The organism is Jatrophihabitans sp. (genome assembly GCF_035474675.1).
Taxonomy (GTDB): domain Bacteria; phylum Actinomycetota; class Actinomycetes; order Mycobacteriales; family Jatrophihabitantaceae; genus Jatrophihabitans_A.
The window spans coordinates 14454-30240 of record NZ_DATINC010000155.1; the positions used below are offsets into that span (position 1 = coordinate 14454).

Below are 15787 nucleotides of genomic sequence, written 5' to 3' on the forward strand. Positions count from 1 at the left end.
GCCGCGGAAGTCACCCGGCCGCGACGGAGTCCGGAGCAGGGCTGACCGTGACCGGCACCCCGTTGAACACGGCGTTGCCCGAGATCGGGTCGGCGGTCGAGCTGTCGGTCAGCGCGTTCACGTTCACCCCCGGGTGCCGCGCCGCGACCCGCTGATCCGAGCCGGCGTGTCCCCAGCCGTGCGGCAGGCTGACCACTCCCGGCATGATCGTCTCGGTGGGCTCCACCGGCGCGATCACCTCGCCGACCGCCGACCGCACCCGGGCGTGGCTGCCCAGCCCCAGCTTGGCCACGTCGCCCGGATTGACCTGCAGCGTGCAGCTGTTGCTGCCCCCGACCAGGCTCGGCACGTTGTGCAGCCAGCTGTTGTTGGACCGCAGCTGCCGTCGCCCGATCAGCACCATGTCCGGCGCCGGGGTGTCCAGCAGTCCGCGCAGCCGCTCCACCTCCGGGACCAGTTCCGGTGGTGCCATCCGCACCCGGCCCTCCGGCGTGCACAGCACCTCGGGCAGCCGGGGCTCCAGTGCGCCGAGGTCGATGCCGCTCGGCTTGGCGCGCAGGTCGGCCAGGGTGAGCCGGTACGGGCCCGCCTTGAGCAGCGCGTCCAGCATCAGCTCGGGCGGGCTGTTCCCCTCCAGCCCGGCCCGTACCTCGCCCGGATCCGCTCCCTGCAGGGAAGATCCCGGCAGCTGGGTGGCCAGGCCGAGCAGGCCGCCGAGGAGCATCTCGTGGAACTCCGCCGGATCGGCATCGGCCCCCTTGCCCATCGCGATGAGCACCAACCGCGCCATGATGTCCTCCTCGGACATCTGGTCATCCTCGAGCGGGAGCGCCGGCGTGGAGAACCGCGCGTAGTTGCGCACCGTGATCATGGTTTCCAGCAGGTCGTAGTGCGGCATCTGCAGCATCCGCGGCGGCGGGAGGATCACGTTGGCGAGCTTGGTGGTCTCGTTCAGGTACGGGTCCACGCAGACCATGAACTCCAGGCTCTGCATCGCCTTGCCGAGCCGCGGCCCGTTCGGGGCCGACAGCACCAGGTTGCCGGCCACCGCCAGCAGCGCTCTGACCTGTCCCTCGCCCGGCGTCTCGATCTCGTCCGCCAGGGTGGCCACCGGGAACTCGTCGAGCATCTCCGGCAGGCCGCGGACCCTGCTCTGCCATCGACCGTAGGTGAAGGGCTTGGGCCCCCAGGGCATCTGCAGGGTGGCGGCCTTGGCGAACATGACGCCACCGGGACGGTCGAAGTTCCCGGTGAGGATGTTGATGACATCCACCAGCCACTGGCTCAGCGTGCTGAAGTCGGCGGTGCAGCTGCCCACCCGCGAGTAGACGGCGGCGGTCGGGGCGGCGGCCAGCTCCCGGGCCAGCCGCTCGATGGTGGCCGCGGGCACGCCGCACGCCGGTGCGACCGCTTCGGGCGAGAACTCGGCCGCGAGCTCCCGGAGCTCGTCCATGCCCTCCACGTCGAGGTCCACCGACGTGAGGTTTTCGGCAAGCAGGGTATGGACGATCCCGAACAGCAGGAACGAGTCGGTGCCGGGACGGCTGAACACGTGCTCGTCGGCCATGTCAGCGGTCCGGGTCCGCCTGGGGTCGACGACGACGAGCTTTCCACCGCGCCGGCGCAGTGCCTTGAGCCGGCCGGGGAAATCCGGTGCGACGGCCAGCGAGCCGTGCGACTCGGCCGGGTTGGCGCCGAGAACGAAAAGGTAATCGGTCCGGTCCACGTCCGGCACCGAGATGCCGAGGCCGTTGCCGAACATGAGGCCGCAGGCGACGTGCTTGGGCAGCTGGTCGATGCTGCTGGCGCTGTAGACGTTGGGGGAGCCCACCGCCTGGGCCAGCGCTCCCCGGTAGAGGATGCCGCCCATGGTGTGGAAGGTGGGGTTGCCGAAGTAGGTGGCGACGGACTGCCGGCCGTGCGCCTCGATAACGCCGCTCAGGCCACGGTCGATCTCGGCGAACGCTTCCTCCCAGCTGGCCTCGCGCCACTGCTCGCCGGTCCGGATCATCGGCCGGCGGAGCCGGTCCGGATCCTCGTCCAGCTGGCCGAGGCTCGCGCCCTTGGGGCAGATGTATCCCTTCGAGAACGGGTCGTCCTGGTCCCCGCGGACGGACAGCACCTTTCCGTCGTCGTCGAGGGTCAGGCGCAATCCGCAGATGGCGTCGCAGATCGGGCAGGTGCGGTAGGCGGTTCTCATCACGGCTCCAGGATCGTTCGACTCCAGGACAAGGTCTCTCGTCGTCGGACCAGCCGCTGGGCGCCCGTGCATCGCGGTACCGTCCGCCCAGGTGGTCGTCTGGAGTTACCCAGCCTGGCCAGCAGGATCCGGCGAGAACCGTCCAGTGGTCGAGGTCCTTGCTAGCAGTGACCGGCCCTCGGACGAGAACACGGCCCCGCCGGTCACGCCGCCGTGCGCGACTCCCTCTCCGGAATCTCGACCAGCGGGTGCCGCATACCGGCAGCTGGCCCGTGCATCGCGCTGCGAAGGACCATACGAACGATCCTCGCGCGTAACGGCCGCCCCGCTCATCTTTCGATGTGCCGTCCTGGGCGCTGCCCGCGCCCGCCGGGCGATTCCGGTTGCACCGGTCGAGGAAGGCCCCAAGCTGTGCAATTTCGGAGTGGCTATCGCGCCGGAGCCTGCGAAGGTTGTTCGGGGGCGTGGGAGCGCCGGCTGGAAGGGATGGGCGGGGAATGGTTGCTGCTGTGGTCCAGGATGTGCGGGAGGTGCTGGCCGGGTATCCGGGGCTGGCTGATCTCGTGGTCCGTACCCATGAGCAGGAACCGCTGGGGCAGGTGTTGGTGGCCTATGTGGTGCCGGCTGGTGCCGGGTTGAACCTGGCCGAGCTGCACAAGTACGCCCGCCGGGAACTGCCGGCTGCCCTGGTGCCGGCCGCGTTCGTGGTGGTGGAGGCTCTGCCGGCCGACGGTGCCGGGTTGCCGGCACCGGACCTGCGCGGGTTGGCGCGCTACCGGGCGCCGGAGACCCCGCGGCAGGAGGTGCTGTGCGCGATCTTCGCCGATGTGCTGGCCCGGCCGCGGTGTGGGGTGGATGACAACTTCTTCGCCCTGGGTGGTGAGTCGATCGATGCGATGTTGATCGCGGGCCGGGCCAGCCCGGTGATCGGGCAGGAGATCTCGATCGATGACCTGTTCGACGCGCCCACCGTCGCCGAGCTCGACCAGCTCCTGGACAACTGACCGACAGCTGACCAGCCGAACATCCCGCGCTATAGAGCATGGAGCTTGTCAATGGAAGACGCTGTAGCAGATGTCACCTGATCTGGGAAAGGCATGGCGATCAGGTCGGGCGATGCAGCGGTGGCCGCCTCACAACGGCCGGCGACGTCCGAACGGAAGCCGGGTCGCGCTGGGCCCGCGGCTCTCCTTTTGCTACGCGGCCCAGCAGGATCCCACCGGAGCAGTGGGATCGGCGACTGCGCCAGGCGCAAGCCTGTAAGGGATACAACGCTGTATCTGTTCCCTATGGTGCAGACGATTGTAAATGTATACGCTCCCTTGGTCTTTGGATGGAGGGCAATGGATCCGCAGTCACGCGGATCCCATCCCTCCCAGTTGAAAGGGTTGTTTGAGTGGGGATCGACAGGCGCAAATTCCTGGCGCTCGGTGCCGGTACGGCGGCGGCTGCCGGGCTGACTGTCGCCGTGCCCGGCGGGTCGGCCGGCGCGGAGACGCTATATAAGCAAAAGGGACGGCGAGGACAGCAAGGACAAGACGACCAGGGTGGTTCGGCGCCGTCGAGCGCGGAGCTGGCCCGGTCGCTGGGGGCCGGCTTCAGCAGCCGGTTCGCGGTCGCCAACGGCATCCGCCAGCACTACGTGATCGGCGGCAAGGGCGAGCCGCTGGTGCTGCTGCACGGCTGGCCGGAGACCTGGTGGGAGTACCACAAGGTCATGCCGGCCCTGGCCCAGCGCTACCGGGTGATCGCGGTGGACCTGCGGGGTGGCGGTGACACCGACACGCCGGCGTCCGGCTTCGACAAGAAGACCATGGCCCGCGACATCCGCGAGCTGATCCGGGTGCTGGGCTACAGCAGCGTGAACATCGCCGGGCACGACATCGGCTCGATGGTGGCCTACAGCTTCGCCGCCAACCACCCCGAGGCCACCCGCAAGGTGGCCATGCTCGACGTCACGCACCCGGACCCGAGCTACTACGAGTTCCGGATGCTCAGGGCGCCGGGCCAGCCCTTCTTCCCCTGGTGGTTCGCGTTCAACCAGGTGCCGGGGCTGCCCGAGCAGTTGGTCTCCGGCCGGGCTCGCTACCTTATCGACTGGATGTTCAACAACCTGCTGCTCAACCAGGCCGCGGTCAACGACTTCGACCGGTCGGTCTACGCGGCCGCCTACAACTGCCCGGAGGGCATCCGGGGCGGCAACGGCTGGTACGCCACGTTCGTGCAGGACATCGCGGACTTGGCCACCTACTCGCCGGTGAACGCGCCGATCCTGGGCCTGGTGAACAGCCTGTTCTACCCGAACATGGCCGCGGTGCTGCCCACCCAGGGCACCAACGTGACCGTGCACGAGGTGACCAACACCGGTCACTACTTCGTCGAGGAGCGGCCCCAGGTCGTCATCGACGAGTTCACCGCGTTCTTCGGCTGATCGCGGTTCCCCACCTCAGGTGCCCACGCCGTTCCGGCGTGGGCACCTGCATGTGGGCCTCCCTCCGCCAGCCTTTCAGGGCGTGTGTAACACCCACCGGCCGCCCCAGCGACCGGTGGGTATTCCACATAGAAGCCGCGGCTGGCCGGTACTAAGCCGCCGGGTGCGGCGCGCGCCGAGCCCGGCACACCGGCAGAGAACACGAAGACCTCCGAGTGAGTGCGACCAGATGGCTCGCACTCCGCTCGGAGGTCTTTCTCGTGCCGTCCCGCCGCGCCGTTGCCCGGCTCGACGATCAGGACCAGCTCGACGGTCAGGAACAGCCGGCCGGACGCACCGCCACGAGTGTGGTTCGGAGCTCGGCGGACATGCGAATCGGGGCCGGCAGGATCTCAGAGGATCCCGCCGGCCCCGACTCAGGCCCGGTCGTGCTGCGGCGTCAGGCCGCCTGGGTGGCCGCTACCGCAGGCTGGCTGGCCGGCCGCGGCGGGGTCGGTGCCGGACCGCGCCAGGACTTGCGCAGCACCTTGAGCATGAACCCGGGACGCATCAGCGCGCTCGGCGGGTCCACCATGCCGGCTGCCCGCATGTAGGCGCCGGTGATGCTCCCGTCCCGGGTCGCGGCGGCCTGCACCCGGGCGAGGTAGGCCTGGCCGATCCGCACCTTCAGCGTGCGGCGGCCGGGGACCTCCGGGTAGCTGAGGTCGACGGTGTGGGTCATCTCCCACGGTGCATCGATCACGTCGTGGGCCAGGTCCTTGAAGTACTGCAGCGGGTCGGGCGTGGCGCCGCTGTGCAGGTGCTGGCGCAGCACCAGCGCCGACAGTGCCGCCACGGTCTGCCCCTGGGCGTAGACCGGGTTGAAGCAGGTCACCGCGTCCCCGGTCACCAGCAGCCCGGTGGGGAAGCTGGTCATCCGCTCGTAGCGGCGGCGGATGGTGGTCGGGAACCGGAACGCCACCGGCTCGTCGATGGGCTCGGCGTGCTGGAGGGCATCGTAGATGTCGGGCACCGCGAGCGACTTGACGAAGTCGTAGAACCCGGCCTGGTCGGTCGGCGGGTGGTCACCCAGCAGGCCGTAGACGGTCAGCTCCACCTTTCCGCCGTCGGTCTTGGTGAAGATCGCTCCGCGGGGCACCCGGGGCGAGGCCACCGGGATGATCGCCAGGTCGCCATGCCAGGGATCCTCGTGCAGCACGTAGTGCTGCGTGACGTAGCCCAGGCCGATCTTCGTCCGCTCCTCCTCGACCTCCGGGTAGCCGAGCTGGGTCAGCCAGAGCGGGGTGCGCGAGCCTCGCCCGGTGGCGTCCACCACCAGGTCGGCGGTCACGGTCTCCTCGGCGCTGTCGCCGCCCACCCGCTGCACGCGCACGCCGGTGACGTGGCTCCGGTCCGGAGTCGTCGTCAGTCCGAGAATCTCGTGCTGCTCCAGGAACTTCACCGCCGGCAGCGCCTCGGTGCGCTCCCGGATGTAGCGCTCCATCACCGGTGCGGTCGCCGGCACCGCGAGCAGGTCGACGAAGTGTGGCTGAGCCCGCTTGCCGTCGAAGTACCAGCGGACGTCGCCGGCCATGTCGCCGCTCGGGCAGCCGTCGGCGATCATCTGCGCGGTGATGCCGGGGAACAGCTCCTCCATGACCAGCCGGCCGCGGCAGTGCAGCGCGTTGATGTGGCGGCCCTGCGGGCGGCTGCGCCTCGGCCCGCTGACGCCCGCCAGCCGGTCGCGGTCCACCACGACCACCTCGTCGTAGGCGTCCGCGAGCACCCGTGCCGCGAACAGGCCGGCAATGCTGCCGCCGAGCACGACGGCACGCGTGTTAGTGACGTTGTCCATTTACTGTCGCTTCCTTGAAGTCTCTCGGGATACAGGATCAAGCCAGGCAGTCGACGCAGTGGCCGGTTCTCCCGACTCCCGCGTAGGCGAGTACGCCATCCAGCGCGCCTAGGCCAAATTCGCATTCACCAGCCAGTCGGGCATCTCTCAACGTGCCGGTTTTTCCTTGCCGGCGAAGGGAAATGCTCAGCGGTTGCATGATCGTCGAGAAAGGGTGGAACGGCAGGCGCGCTGCACCGTAGTGTTCATGTTCTGCACCGCATCCCGCCCTCGCCTCTCCGTCTGTGCGGGGTGCCGTCACGGCCCGGCATGGTCCGGCTTTGCCCAGCTGCCGGCCGGTGGGCCGGTGCCGCACGCACGAAGGTGCAGTGCCCCTCCCGGCGGTGATGACATCGACGCCGCGGCCACGTAGCAGGCAGTGGCCATCCGTTTTGCTACATCACTAGGGAGCCACATGACCACGGTCGGAACCGATGTCAACGTCGAACTTGACGGCGATACGCTCGGCCTTCCAGATCTGCGCCGCGTCGCCGAGGACCACGCATCGGTCGCGCTGAGCACGCGGGTGCTGCAGCGCGCGGCCTCGAGCCGGGAGCAGTTCGAGGAGACCGTGCGGCAGAACATCCCGGTCTACGGGGTGACCACCGGCTACGGCGAGATGATCTACATGCTCGTCGACACCGCCAAGGAAACCGAGCTGCAGACCAACCTGGTGCGCAGCCACAGTGCCGGCGTCGGCCCGCTGCTGAGCGAGTCCGAGTCGCGGGCCCTGGTCACCGCAAGGCTGAACGCCCTCGCCAAGGGGCACTCGGCCGTGCGGCCCGCGGTGCTCGAACGCATCGCGCTCTACCTCAATGAGGGCATCACGCCGGCCATCCCGGAGATCGGCTCGCTGGGTGCCAGCGGCGACCTCGCCCCGCTGGCGCACATGGCCAGCACGCTGATCGGCGAGGGCTACCTGCTGCGCGACGGGAAGAAGACGCCGACCGGTCCGGTGCTGCGATCGCTGGGCATCGAGCCGCTGCGACTGCACTTCAAGGAGGGCCTGGCGCTGATCAACGGCACCTCGGCGATGACCGGCGTCGGCGCCCTGGTCGCCGAGTACGCGTGGGAGCAGGCCCGGCACGCCGAGATCGCCGCCGCGCTGGTCATCGAGGTGCTGCAGGGCTCGCTGAGCCCGTTCCAGCCGGAGGGCCACGACGCTCGCCCGCACGCCGGTCAGATCGCCAGTGCCGCCAACATGCGCGCGCTGATGAACGGCAGCAGGCTGACCGTCGAGCACGCCGACCTGCGCCGGCAGGTGGCCGCCAGCAAGGAGAACGGCCACGCCGATGTGGTTCGCTCCGACGTCTACCTGCAGAAGGCGTACTCGCTGCGCTGCATCCCGCAGGTGATCGGCGCGGTCCGCGACACCCTGTCCCACGCCCAGCTCAAGCTCGAGATCGAGCTCAACTCGGCCAACGACAACCCGCTCTTCTTCACCGACCGGGAGATCTTCCACGGCGCGAACTTCCACGGCCAGCCGATCGCCTTCGTGATGGACTTCGTCCTGATCGCGCTCACCCAGCTCGGGGTGCTGTCCGAACGGCGCAGCAACCGGCTGCTCAACAGGCACCTGAGCTACGGCCTGCCGGAGTTCCTGATCAAGGGCGACCCGGGGCTGCACAGCGGCTTCGCCGGCGCGCAGTACCCGGCCACCGCGCTGGTCGCGGAGAACCGGACGATCGGCCCGGCCAGCATCCACAGCGTGCCCTCCAACGGCGACAACCAGGACGTCGTCAGCATGGGCTTCATCGCTGCCCGCAACGCGCGTCGGGTGCTGCGCAACAACAACATCATCCTGGCACTGGAGTTCCTCGCGGCCGCGCAGGCGGTGGACGTCTCCGGGCGCCTGGACCGGCTGAGCCCGGCCGGCCGGATCACCTACGACACCATCCGGTCGCTCGTGCCCACCCTCGAGGACGACCGCTACATGGCAGACGACCTAGAGCTGGTCGCCGCCGAGCTGGAACGCGGCACGTTGATCGATGCCCTCCGCAACGCCGGCGTCAGCCTCCACTGAGAGAGATCCCTACATGACTACCTATCCCGAAGCACAGCAGGAAACCACGTCCGCGCTCTCCCTCCAGCAGCAGTTCCTCTGCCTGTTCGCCCAGGGCTTCGACGCCGGGCCGTTCGGGCCGCAGTACGTGGAGGTCGGCGGGTGGCGGATTCGCGGCCGGGTCGACGTGGAGATCCTGCGCCAGGCGCTGGCCGACGTGGTCGAGCGGCACGAGGCGCTGCGCACCGTGGTGCACCTGGAGGATGGCGGCTCGCAGAGCGTGCTGCCGGCAGGCCAGCCCGAGCTGCGGGTGGTCGAGCTGGACGAGCCGCCGGGTGCCGGCCGGGACCAGCGCGCCGAGCAGCTGATGGTCGAGACCGAGGCCCGGCCGTTCCAGGTCAACGACATCCCGCTGCTGCGCGCCGTGCTCGGCCGCTTCGACGACCAGGACTCGGTGCTGGTGCTCAACAGCCACCACAGCGCTGCCGACGTCTGGTCGCTGCAGGTGCTCCTGCAGGACCTGGCCGAGTGCTACGCGGCCCGCGCGGCCGGCAGCGAGCCGCAGCTGCCCGAGGCGACCCAGTACCGCGACTTCGTCGCCGCGGAGCAGGAAGAGGCCGGCAGCCCGGCGGTGGCCGCTTCCAAGGAGTACTGGCGCAAGGCGCTGAGCGGTGCCCGGGTGCTGACCGTGCCGGTGCACCGTACCGACAAGACCCCCGGCACCAGCTATCACCGCTTCGTCACCGGCTCGCACCTGAGCACCGAGGTGATCAAGCTGTCCAAGGCGACCCGCAGCTCGCCGTTCATGGTGCTGCTGGCCGCGTTCACCGTCTTCGTCAACCGGCGCACCCAGGCGACCGACATCACGGTGCCCACCTTCGCGCCGGGCCGCCGGCCCCGCTTCCAGTCCACGGTCGGGTCGTTCTTCAACTTCGTCCCGGTGCGGGTGGACCTGGACGGCTGCCGGACCTTCCGCGACGTCATCGCCCGCGCCAGGACGGCCAGCATCGGCGCCTTCTCCCACGAGCTGCCGCTGCTGTACCTGCTCGGCGAGGCGCCCGAGCTGCTGGCCTCGGTCGGCCCGGACAACGTGCCGTGCCTGTTCCAGGCCGTCCAGCCGCCCTATCTGATGCAGGGCAAGCGGGTCGGTGACCTGGAGTACACCGCGATCTGGCGGCGGGTCATTCCGCAGGCGCTCGGCTCCGAGACCCCGGACGGCATGATCTGGTCGATGCACCTCAGCCCCAACGAGGTGGTGGGCGGGCTCAGCTTCAGCCGCCACCTGTTCGAGCAGGCCGAGGTCCACCAGCAGGTGGGCGAGTACCTCAACATTATCGGCGAGCTGGTGGCCGACCCGGATGCATCGATCTGAGGTTTTGACTTTATGACTGTCACCGCAAACGCCGTGCAGGGCGCGGCCCTGCCGTCCGAGTCCGAGGTCACCCCGGCCGTGCTGATCGAGCGGGCCAAGGCCCTGGCACCGGCCGTCGTGGCCCGCCAGCGCGAGACCGAGGAGCTGACCCACTACGGCGAGGACCTGCATCAGGCCTTCCGGGACGCCGGCTTCTACCGCATCACGGTGCCCAAGCGCTACGGCGGCTACGAGTTCGGCTTCGAGACCTTCCTGCAGATCGCGATGATCCTGTGCCGGGCCGACCCGTCGACCGGCTGGATGTACTGCCTGGGTGCGGCGCACTCGCTGTTCGCCGCCACCGTGTTCGAGGAGAAGACCCAGGCCGAGATCTTCAGCGACGGTGACTTCATCGCGCCGCTGGTCAACACCCCGTACGGAACGGCCCGGCGGGCCGCGGACGGTGGCTGGATCCTAAACGGCGTCTGGCGGTACTGCTCCGGCGCGCCGTACGCGACCCACTTCATCGGCAACACCATGATCGTCGGGGAGGACGGGACGCCGCAGGGCCCGCTGCTGTTCATCGCGCCCCGCGACCAGTGGGAGATGCTCGACGACTGGGGCGGCCAGCTGGGCCTGAAGGGCAGCGGGTCGAACAGCATCCGCTTCTCCGACGGGCACATTCCCGCCCACTACGGCGTGCAGGTCCAGTTCGAGGAGATCTCGGTGATGGACGGCACGCCGGGCCGCGAGCTGCACGAGCACCCGCAGTACGGCGGCGCGCCGGCCTCCTCGATGGCCATGGAGGGCGCGCACATCGCGGTCGGCATGTGCCAGGGTGCGCTGGACGCCTACACCGAGCTGATGTTCTCCCGCACCACGATCTTCCCGCCGTTCCCGCCCAGGGTGGAGGACCCGGACTTCCAGCTGTGGTACGGGCAGGCCAGCAGCATGATCGACGCTGCCGAGACGCTGGTGCAGGCCACGGCGCGACGCTGGCACGAGCTGTCCGAGCAGCCGCTCGGGGCGTTCACCCCCGAGGAGGACCTGCGGATCGCCCTGACCTGCCGGGAGGCCACCGACCTGGCCTGGCGGGCCGTCGACCAGATCATCCAGCCGACGGCCGGCAGCACGTCCGTGCGTCCGGGCGAGCGCCTGGAACGTATCTGGCGCGACCTGTCCACCGGACGCACCCATGTCAGTTCCGCCGTGCTGCTCACCACTTTCGCCAACCGCCTGTACACCCAGCTGCGGCTGCAGAGCGGGCGCTGATGACGCGCCCGCTCACCGGCGACGAGTACATCGAGAGCCTGCGCGACGACCGGGAGATCTTCCTCTACGGCGACCGGGTCAAGGACGTCACCACGCACCCGGCGTTCCGCAACCCGGTCCGGATGACGGCCAGGCTCTATGACGCGCTGCACGACCCGGCCAACCGCGGCGTGCTGACGACGCCGACCGATACCGGTTCGGGCGGCTTCACCCACCCCTTCTACCGCACTCCCCACACCGTCGAGGACATGGTCGCCGACCAGCGGGCGATCGCGGCCTGGGCGCGGATGAGCTACGGCTGGATGGGACGCAGCCCCGACTACAAGGCGTCGTTCCTGGGCACCCTGGGGGCCAACTCCGACTTCTACGCGCCCTACAGCGCCAACGGCGAGCGCTGGTATCGCGAGTCGCAGGAGAAGGTCCTGTTCTGGAACCACGCCATCGTGCACCCGCCGGTCGACCGCAACCTGCCGCCCGACCAGGTGGCCGACGTCTACATTCGGGTGGAGCGGGAGACCGACGCGGGGCTGATCGTGAGCGGGGCGAAGGTGGTCGCCACCGGGTCCGCGCTGAGCCACTACAACTTCATCGCGCACTTCGGGCTGCCGCTGCGCAAGAAGGAGTTCGCCCTGATCGCGACCGTCCCGATGGGGGCGAGCGGGGTCAAGCTGATCTGCCGGCCGTCCTACGGCGCGACCGCGCTGGCGATGGGCAGCCCGTTCGACTACCCGCTGTCGTCGCGGCTGGACGAGAACGACACCATCCTGATCCTGGACAAGGTGCTGGTGCCGTGGGAGAACGTGTTCGTCTACGGCGACCTCGGCAAGGTGCAGATGTTCGCCGGGAAGTCCGGCTTCTCCGAGCGGTTCACCTTCCACGGCTGCATCCGGCTGGCGGTCAAGCTGGAGTTCATCGCCGGCCTGCTGGCCAAAGCCCTGGAGCTGACCGGCACCAAGGACTTCCGCGGCGTGCAGAGCCGGATCGGTGAGGTGCTCGCCTGGCGAAACCTCTTCTGGGGGCTGGCGGACGCGGCCGCCCGCAACCCGGTGCCCTGGGTGAACGGCGCGCTGCTGCCGAACGCCCAGTACGGCATGGCCTACCGCTGGTTCGCCCAGATCGGCTATCCGCGGGTGCTGGAGATCATCCAGCAGGACGTGGCCAGCGGCCTGATCTACATCAACTCCAGCGCCGAGGACTTCGCCAACCCCGAGATCCGTCCCTACCTCGACCGGTTCCTGCGCGGCTCGGACGGTTCCACCGCCGAGCAGCGGGTCAAGGTGATGAAGCTGCTCTGGGATGCCACCGGCACCGAGTTCGCCGGCCGGCACGAGCTCTACGAGCGCAACTACGCCGGCAACCACGAGAACGTCCGGGTGGAGTTGCTGAACGCCCAGCTGATGTCCGGTCAGATAGACGCCTACAAGGCGTTCGCCGACCAGTGCCTGAGCGAGTACGACCTGAACGGCTGGACGGTGCCGGACCTGTGGGCTCCGGACCACCCGCCGGGCATAGCCGGACTGGAGCAGAGCTGACAGCCGGCGGCATAGCCGGTTGAACACCGAGACCTCCGTGCGAGGTGTGGGAGCTGCAGATCCCACACCGGGCACGGAGGTCTCGGCGTTCGGCACTGCCGCCGGCCGTGCAGAATGCCCCCGCGCACCGGCCGGCCAGCAGCGCACAGCCGAAGTCGCTGGAGGAGCAACACCCCGTTCAGGATGGGTGAAAGTTGCGGCGATCGCTTGCAGCCGGGCTCGTCGCGGCGGCGGCCGCCGCACGTCATCCCATCCGCACCGACCTTTGGAAGTGATCGTGGACAGCGACCAGCCCATTGTCATCGACGGCCTCGGCAGCGACATCCACGGGGAGTCGGCCCGGCTCCGGGAACGCGGACCGGTCGCCCCGATCGAGCTGCCCGGCGGGGTGGCGGCCTGGGCGGTGACCGGCTACCACGCCGCCCGGCAGGTACTGGCCGACGAGCGGTTCTCCAAGGACGCCCGGCTGCACTGGCCGGCGTACGCCGAGGGCAGCATCAGCCCGGACTTCCCGCTGCTGAACTGGGCCCGGATGGACAACATGTCGACCGCGGACGGCGAGACGCACGACCGGCAGCGCCGGCTGGTCGCGGGTGCGTTCAGCGCCCAGCGGGTGGCGGCCCTGCAGCCGCGCATCGAGAATCTCGTGTCGCGCGCGCTGGACGCCCTCGAGACCCGTGCGGAACGGGAACCGGACGGCGTGGTGGACCTCAAGGCCGAGTACGCGCATCCGGTTGCCTCGCAGGTGATCGGGGAGCTGCTGGGTGCCGGGCCGGCGGACCAGGACGCCATCCTGGCACCCGCGGGGTACATGCCGGCGAACCAGCAGGAGATGCGGGCGGCGTTCCTGCGCCACCAGCAGGCGGTCCAGGAACTGGTGACGGCCAAGCGCCGGAATCCGGGCGAGGACCTGATCAGCGACCTGATCGCGGCGCAGGCGGCGGAGGGTCCGGAGTCCGACGAGGAACTGGTATCGCTGGTGCTGCTGATGCTCAACACCGGGACCGAGCCTGCCAAGAACCTCATCGTCAACGCCGTCGCCGCCCTGCTGACCCGGCCCGACCAGCGCGAGCTGGTACGCGACGGCCAGGTCTCCTGGGAGGACGTGGTGGAGGAGACGCTGCGCGCCGACGCGCCGGTGGCCATGATGCCCTTCCGGTTCGGGGTGCAGGACATGACCGTCGAGGGCGAGCAGATCGCGCGCGGCTGCCCGGTGCTGGTCAGCTTCGCCGCTCCGGGCCGCGACCCGGACCTGCACGGCGCCGACGCCGGGGAGTACGACGCCCGCCGGACGGACAAGCGGCACCTGGCCTTCGGCTACGGCGCGCACCGGTGTGTCGGCCAGGCCCTGGCCCGCATGGAGGTCCGCATCGCCGTGCAGGCGCTGTTCGCACGCTTCCCCGGCCTGAGCCTCGGCGTGGCGCCGGAGGACCTCAGCTCGCAGGGCACCTTCGTCATGAACGGGCGCCGGTCGCTGCCGGTCCGGTTGGGTGCCGCCGAATGACCCAGCAGGAACCTGCTCCGACCGCGCCCGAGCCCGGCCTGCCCGTGCACCTGCTCGTCAGGCGGCACGCCGAGGCGGCACCGGAAGCCACCGCCGTCTCCTGGGAGAACGGCTCGGTCTCCGCCCGGGACCTCGACCGACACGCCGGCAGGGTCGCCGCCGCCCTGGCCGGCTTCGCCGGCCGCCCGATCGCGGTGCGGGTGCCTGCCGGGCCGGACCGGTACGCGGCTCTGCTCGGCGTGCTGCGGGCCGGCGCCGTGCTGCTCTGGTCCGGTACCGGCGCGACCGGCGAGCGCGGCCGCGGCATCCTCGAGGCGATGCGGCCGGCCGCCGTGCTGACCGGCGGGCCCGGCGACGAGCTGAGCAGGCAGCACGCCGAGAGCACCGGCGTCCCGCTGATCGACGTGGGCGACCTGCCGGACGCGACCTCGGCCGAGCCGGACGTCCCGCTCGAGGCGTGGGCCTACATCGCGCACACCTCGGGCTCCACCGGCCGTCCCAAGGGCGTGCCGCAGACGCATGCCGCGCTCGCGCAGTTCAGCACCTGGTTCGCCACCGAGTTCGGGCTCGGCCCCGGCGTGCGGGTGGCGCAGTGGGTGTCGCCGGACCACGATCCCGCGCTGTGCGAGACCTTCGCGACGCTGGTGGCCGGCGCGGTGCTCTGCCCGGTGCCCGAGCCGCTCCGCGCGCACCCCGGCCGGCTGCTCGCCTGGCTCGCCGAAGAGCGGATCGACGTGCTGCAGACCGTGCCGAGTTTCGCCCAGCAGTTGCTGGTGGAAAGCACCGAGCGGTCCCGGGTGCCGCTGACGCTGCGCAGGCTGCTGCTGATGGGCGAGGCCGTCTCGGAGGGCCTGGTCCAGGGGCTGCAGGCCGCGGCGCCGGAGCTGGCGCTGGCCAATCTCTACGGCCCGACCGAGACGGTGGCCGCCACCTGGCACCGGATTCCGCATGACAGCAAGGGCATTGTGCCGATCGGGCGGCCGATTCCCGGCCGGGAGGTGCTGCTGCTCGACGAGCAGGACCGCGAGTGCCCGCCCGGTGCGGTGGGCGAGATCGTGATCGGCAGCCCGTACGTGACCCCCGGCTACCTCGGCGCCGAACCCGGCGATCCGGTTTTCCGCGCCGTGCCCGGCCGGGGCCCCGGGCCCTGGTACCGCACCGGAGACCTCGCCCTGCGCCGCGCGGACGGGCTGCTGGAGTTCCGGGGTCGCCGCGACCAGCAGGTGAAGATCCAGGGCCATCGGCTGGAACTGGCCGAAGTCGAGGCCATCCTGCTCGAGCACGGGTCCATAGCCGAATGTGCCGTGCTCGCCGTGAGCGGTGCCGACGGCATCGTCACCAAGCTGGCCGCCTACGTCGTGCCGCGCGAGGGACCGAGCCCGGCCGAGTGGCGCGCCCACATGAGGCAGCGCTTCGGCGAGGTGATGCTGCCCATGGTCTTTCGGACCGTGCCGGGTGCGTTGCCCCGCAACGAGACCGGCAAGGTCGACCGCCGGCGGCTGGCCGAACTGGGATAGCGGGTGGCACATCAGGCCGGCTGCCGGGATAGCAGACCGGAAGATGCGTCGCGGTGTCCCCGCCACCAGAGTCATAACCCAATGCTGTCTTTGATTTGAGGAGAG

At 70.0% G+C, this 15787-nt stretch carries 10 protein-coding genes; 8 read left to right on the forward strand and 2 right to left on the reverse strand.

The features are described 5' to 3' along the window. Positions 1–10: 10 nt before the first annotated feature. Positions 11–2200, reverse strand: coding sequence for a molybdopterin oxidoreductase family protein (locus VLJ82_RS18045; protein WP_408664746.1), 2190 nt, complete (start codon positions 2198–2200; stop codon positions 11–13). 509 nt (positions 2201–2709) lie between these two features. On the opposite strand from VLJ82_RS18045, the gene VLJ82_RS18050 reads away from it, so the two are divergent. Beyond that, a complete protein-coding gene (locus VLJ82_RS18050; protein ID WP_408664747.1) occupies positions 2710–3204 on the forward strand; it encodes a phosphopantetheine-binding protein in 495 nt (164 codons plus the stop codon). 392 nt (positions 3205–3596) lie between these two features. After that, complete coding sequence (locus VLJ82_RS18055) at positions 3597–4631, forward strand: alpha/beta fold hydrolase (RefSeq protein WP_408664748.1); 1035 nt, start codon at positions 3597–3599, stop codon at positions 4629–4631. Between the two features lie 439 nt (positions 4632–5070). On the opposite strand, the gene VLJ82_RS18060 is transcribed toward VLJ82_RS18055, so the two are convergent. Then, positions 5071–6465 carry an FAD-dependent oxidoreductase gene (locus tag VLJ82_RS18060; protein ID WP_408664749.1) on the reverse strand — a complete coding sequence of 465 codons (1395 nt, stop codon included), beginning with the start codon at positions 6463–6465 and terminating at the stop codon, positions 5071–5073. 454 nt (positions 6466–6919) lie between these two features. Between VLJ82_RS18060 and cmdF the strand changes: the two genes are divergently transcribed. The 6 genes from cmdF to VLJ82_RS18090 all read left to right on the forward strand — a co-directional run bounded on the left by cmdF (position 6920) and on the right by VLJ82_RS18090 (position 15682). Beyond that, positions 6920–8527, forward strand: a complete 1608-nt coding sequence (cmdF, locus tag VLJ82_RS18065; RefSeq protein WP_408664750.1) for a tyrosine 2,3-aminomutase — start codon at positions 6920–6922, stop codon at positions 8525–8527. Between the two features lie 13 nt (positions 8528–8540). After that, positions 8541–9878: a condensation domain-containing protein gene (locus VLJ82_RS18070; RefSeq protein ID WP_408664751.1), complete on the forward strand. Its 1338-nt coding sequence runs from the start codon at positions 8541–8543 to the stop codon at positions 9876–9878. A 12-nt stretch (positions 9879–9890) separates the two neighbouring features. Further along, a complete protein-coding gene (locus tag VLJ82_RS18075) occupies positions 9891–11129 on the forward strand; it encodes an acyl-CoA dehydrogenase family protein (RefSeq protein ID WP_408664752.1) in 1239 nt (412 codons plus the stop codon). Next, positions 11129–12661: a 4-hydroxyphenylacetate 3-hydroxylase family protein gene (locus VLJ82_RS18080; protein WP_408664753.1), complete on the forward strand. Its 1533-nt coding sequence runs from the start codon at positions 11129–11131 to the stop codon at positions 12659–12661. Before VLJ82_RS18075 ends, VLJ82_RS18080 begins: the two co-directional genes overlap by 1 nt. A gap of 277 nt (positions 12662–12938) precedes the next feature. Continuing rightward, entirely contained in the window at positions 12939–14165 is a 1227-nt protein-coding gene (locus VLJ82_RS18085; protein ID WP_408664754.1) for a cytochrome P450 family protein, read from the forward strand. Beyond that, a complete protein-coding gene (locus VLJ82_RS18090) occupies positions 14162–15682 on the forward strand; it encodes an amino acid adenylation domain-containing protein (RefSeq protein WP_408664755.1) in 1521 nt (506 codons plus the stop codon). Before VLJ82_RS18085 ends, VLJ82_RS18090 begins: the two co-directional genes overlap by 4 nt. The last annotated feature ends 105 nt before the right edge of the window (positions 15683–15787 follow it).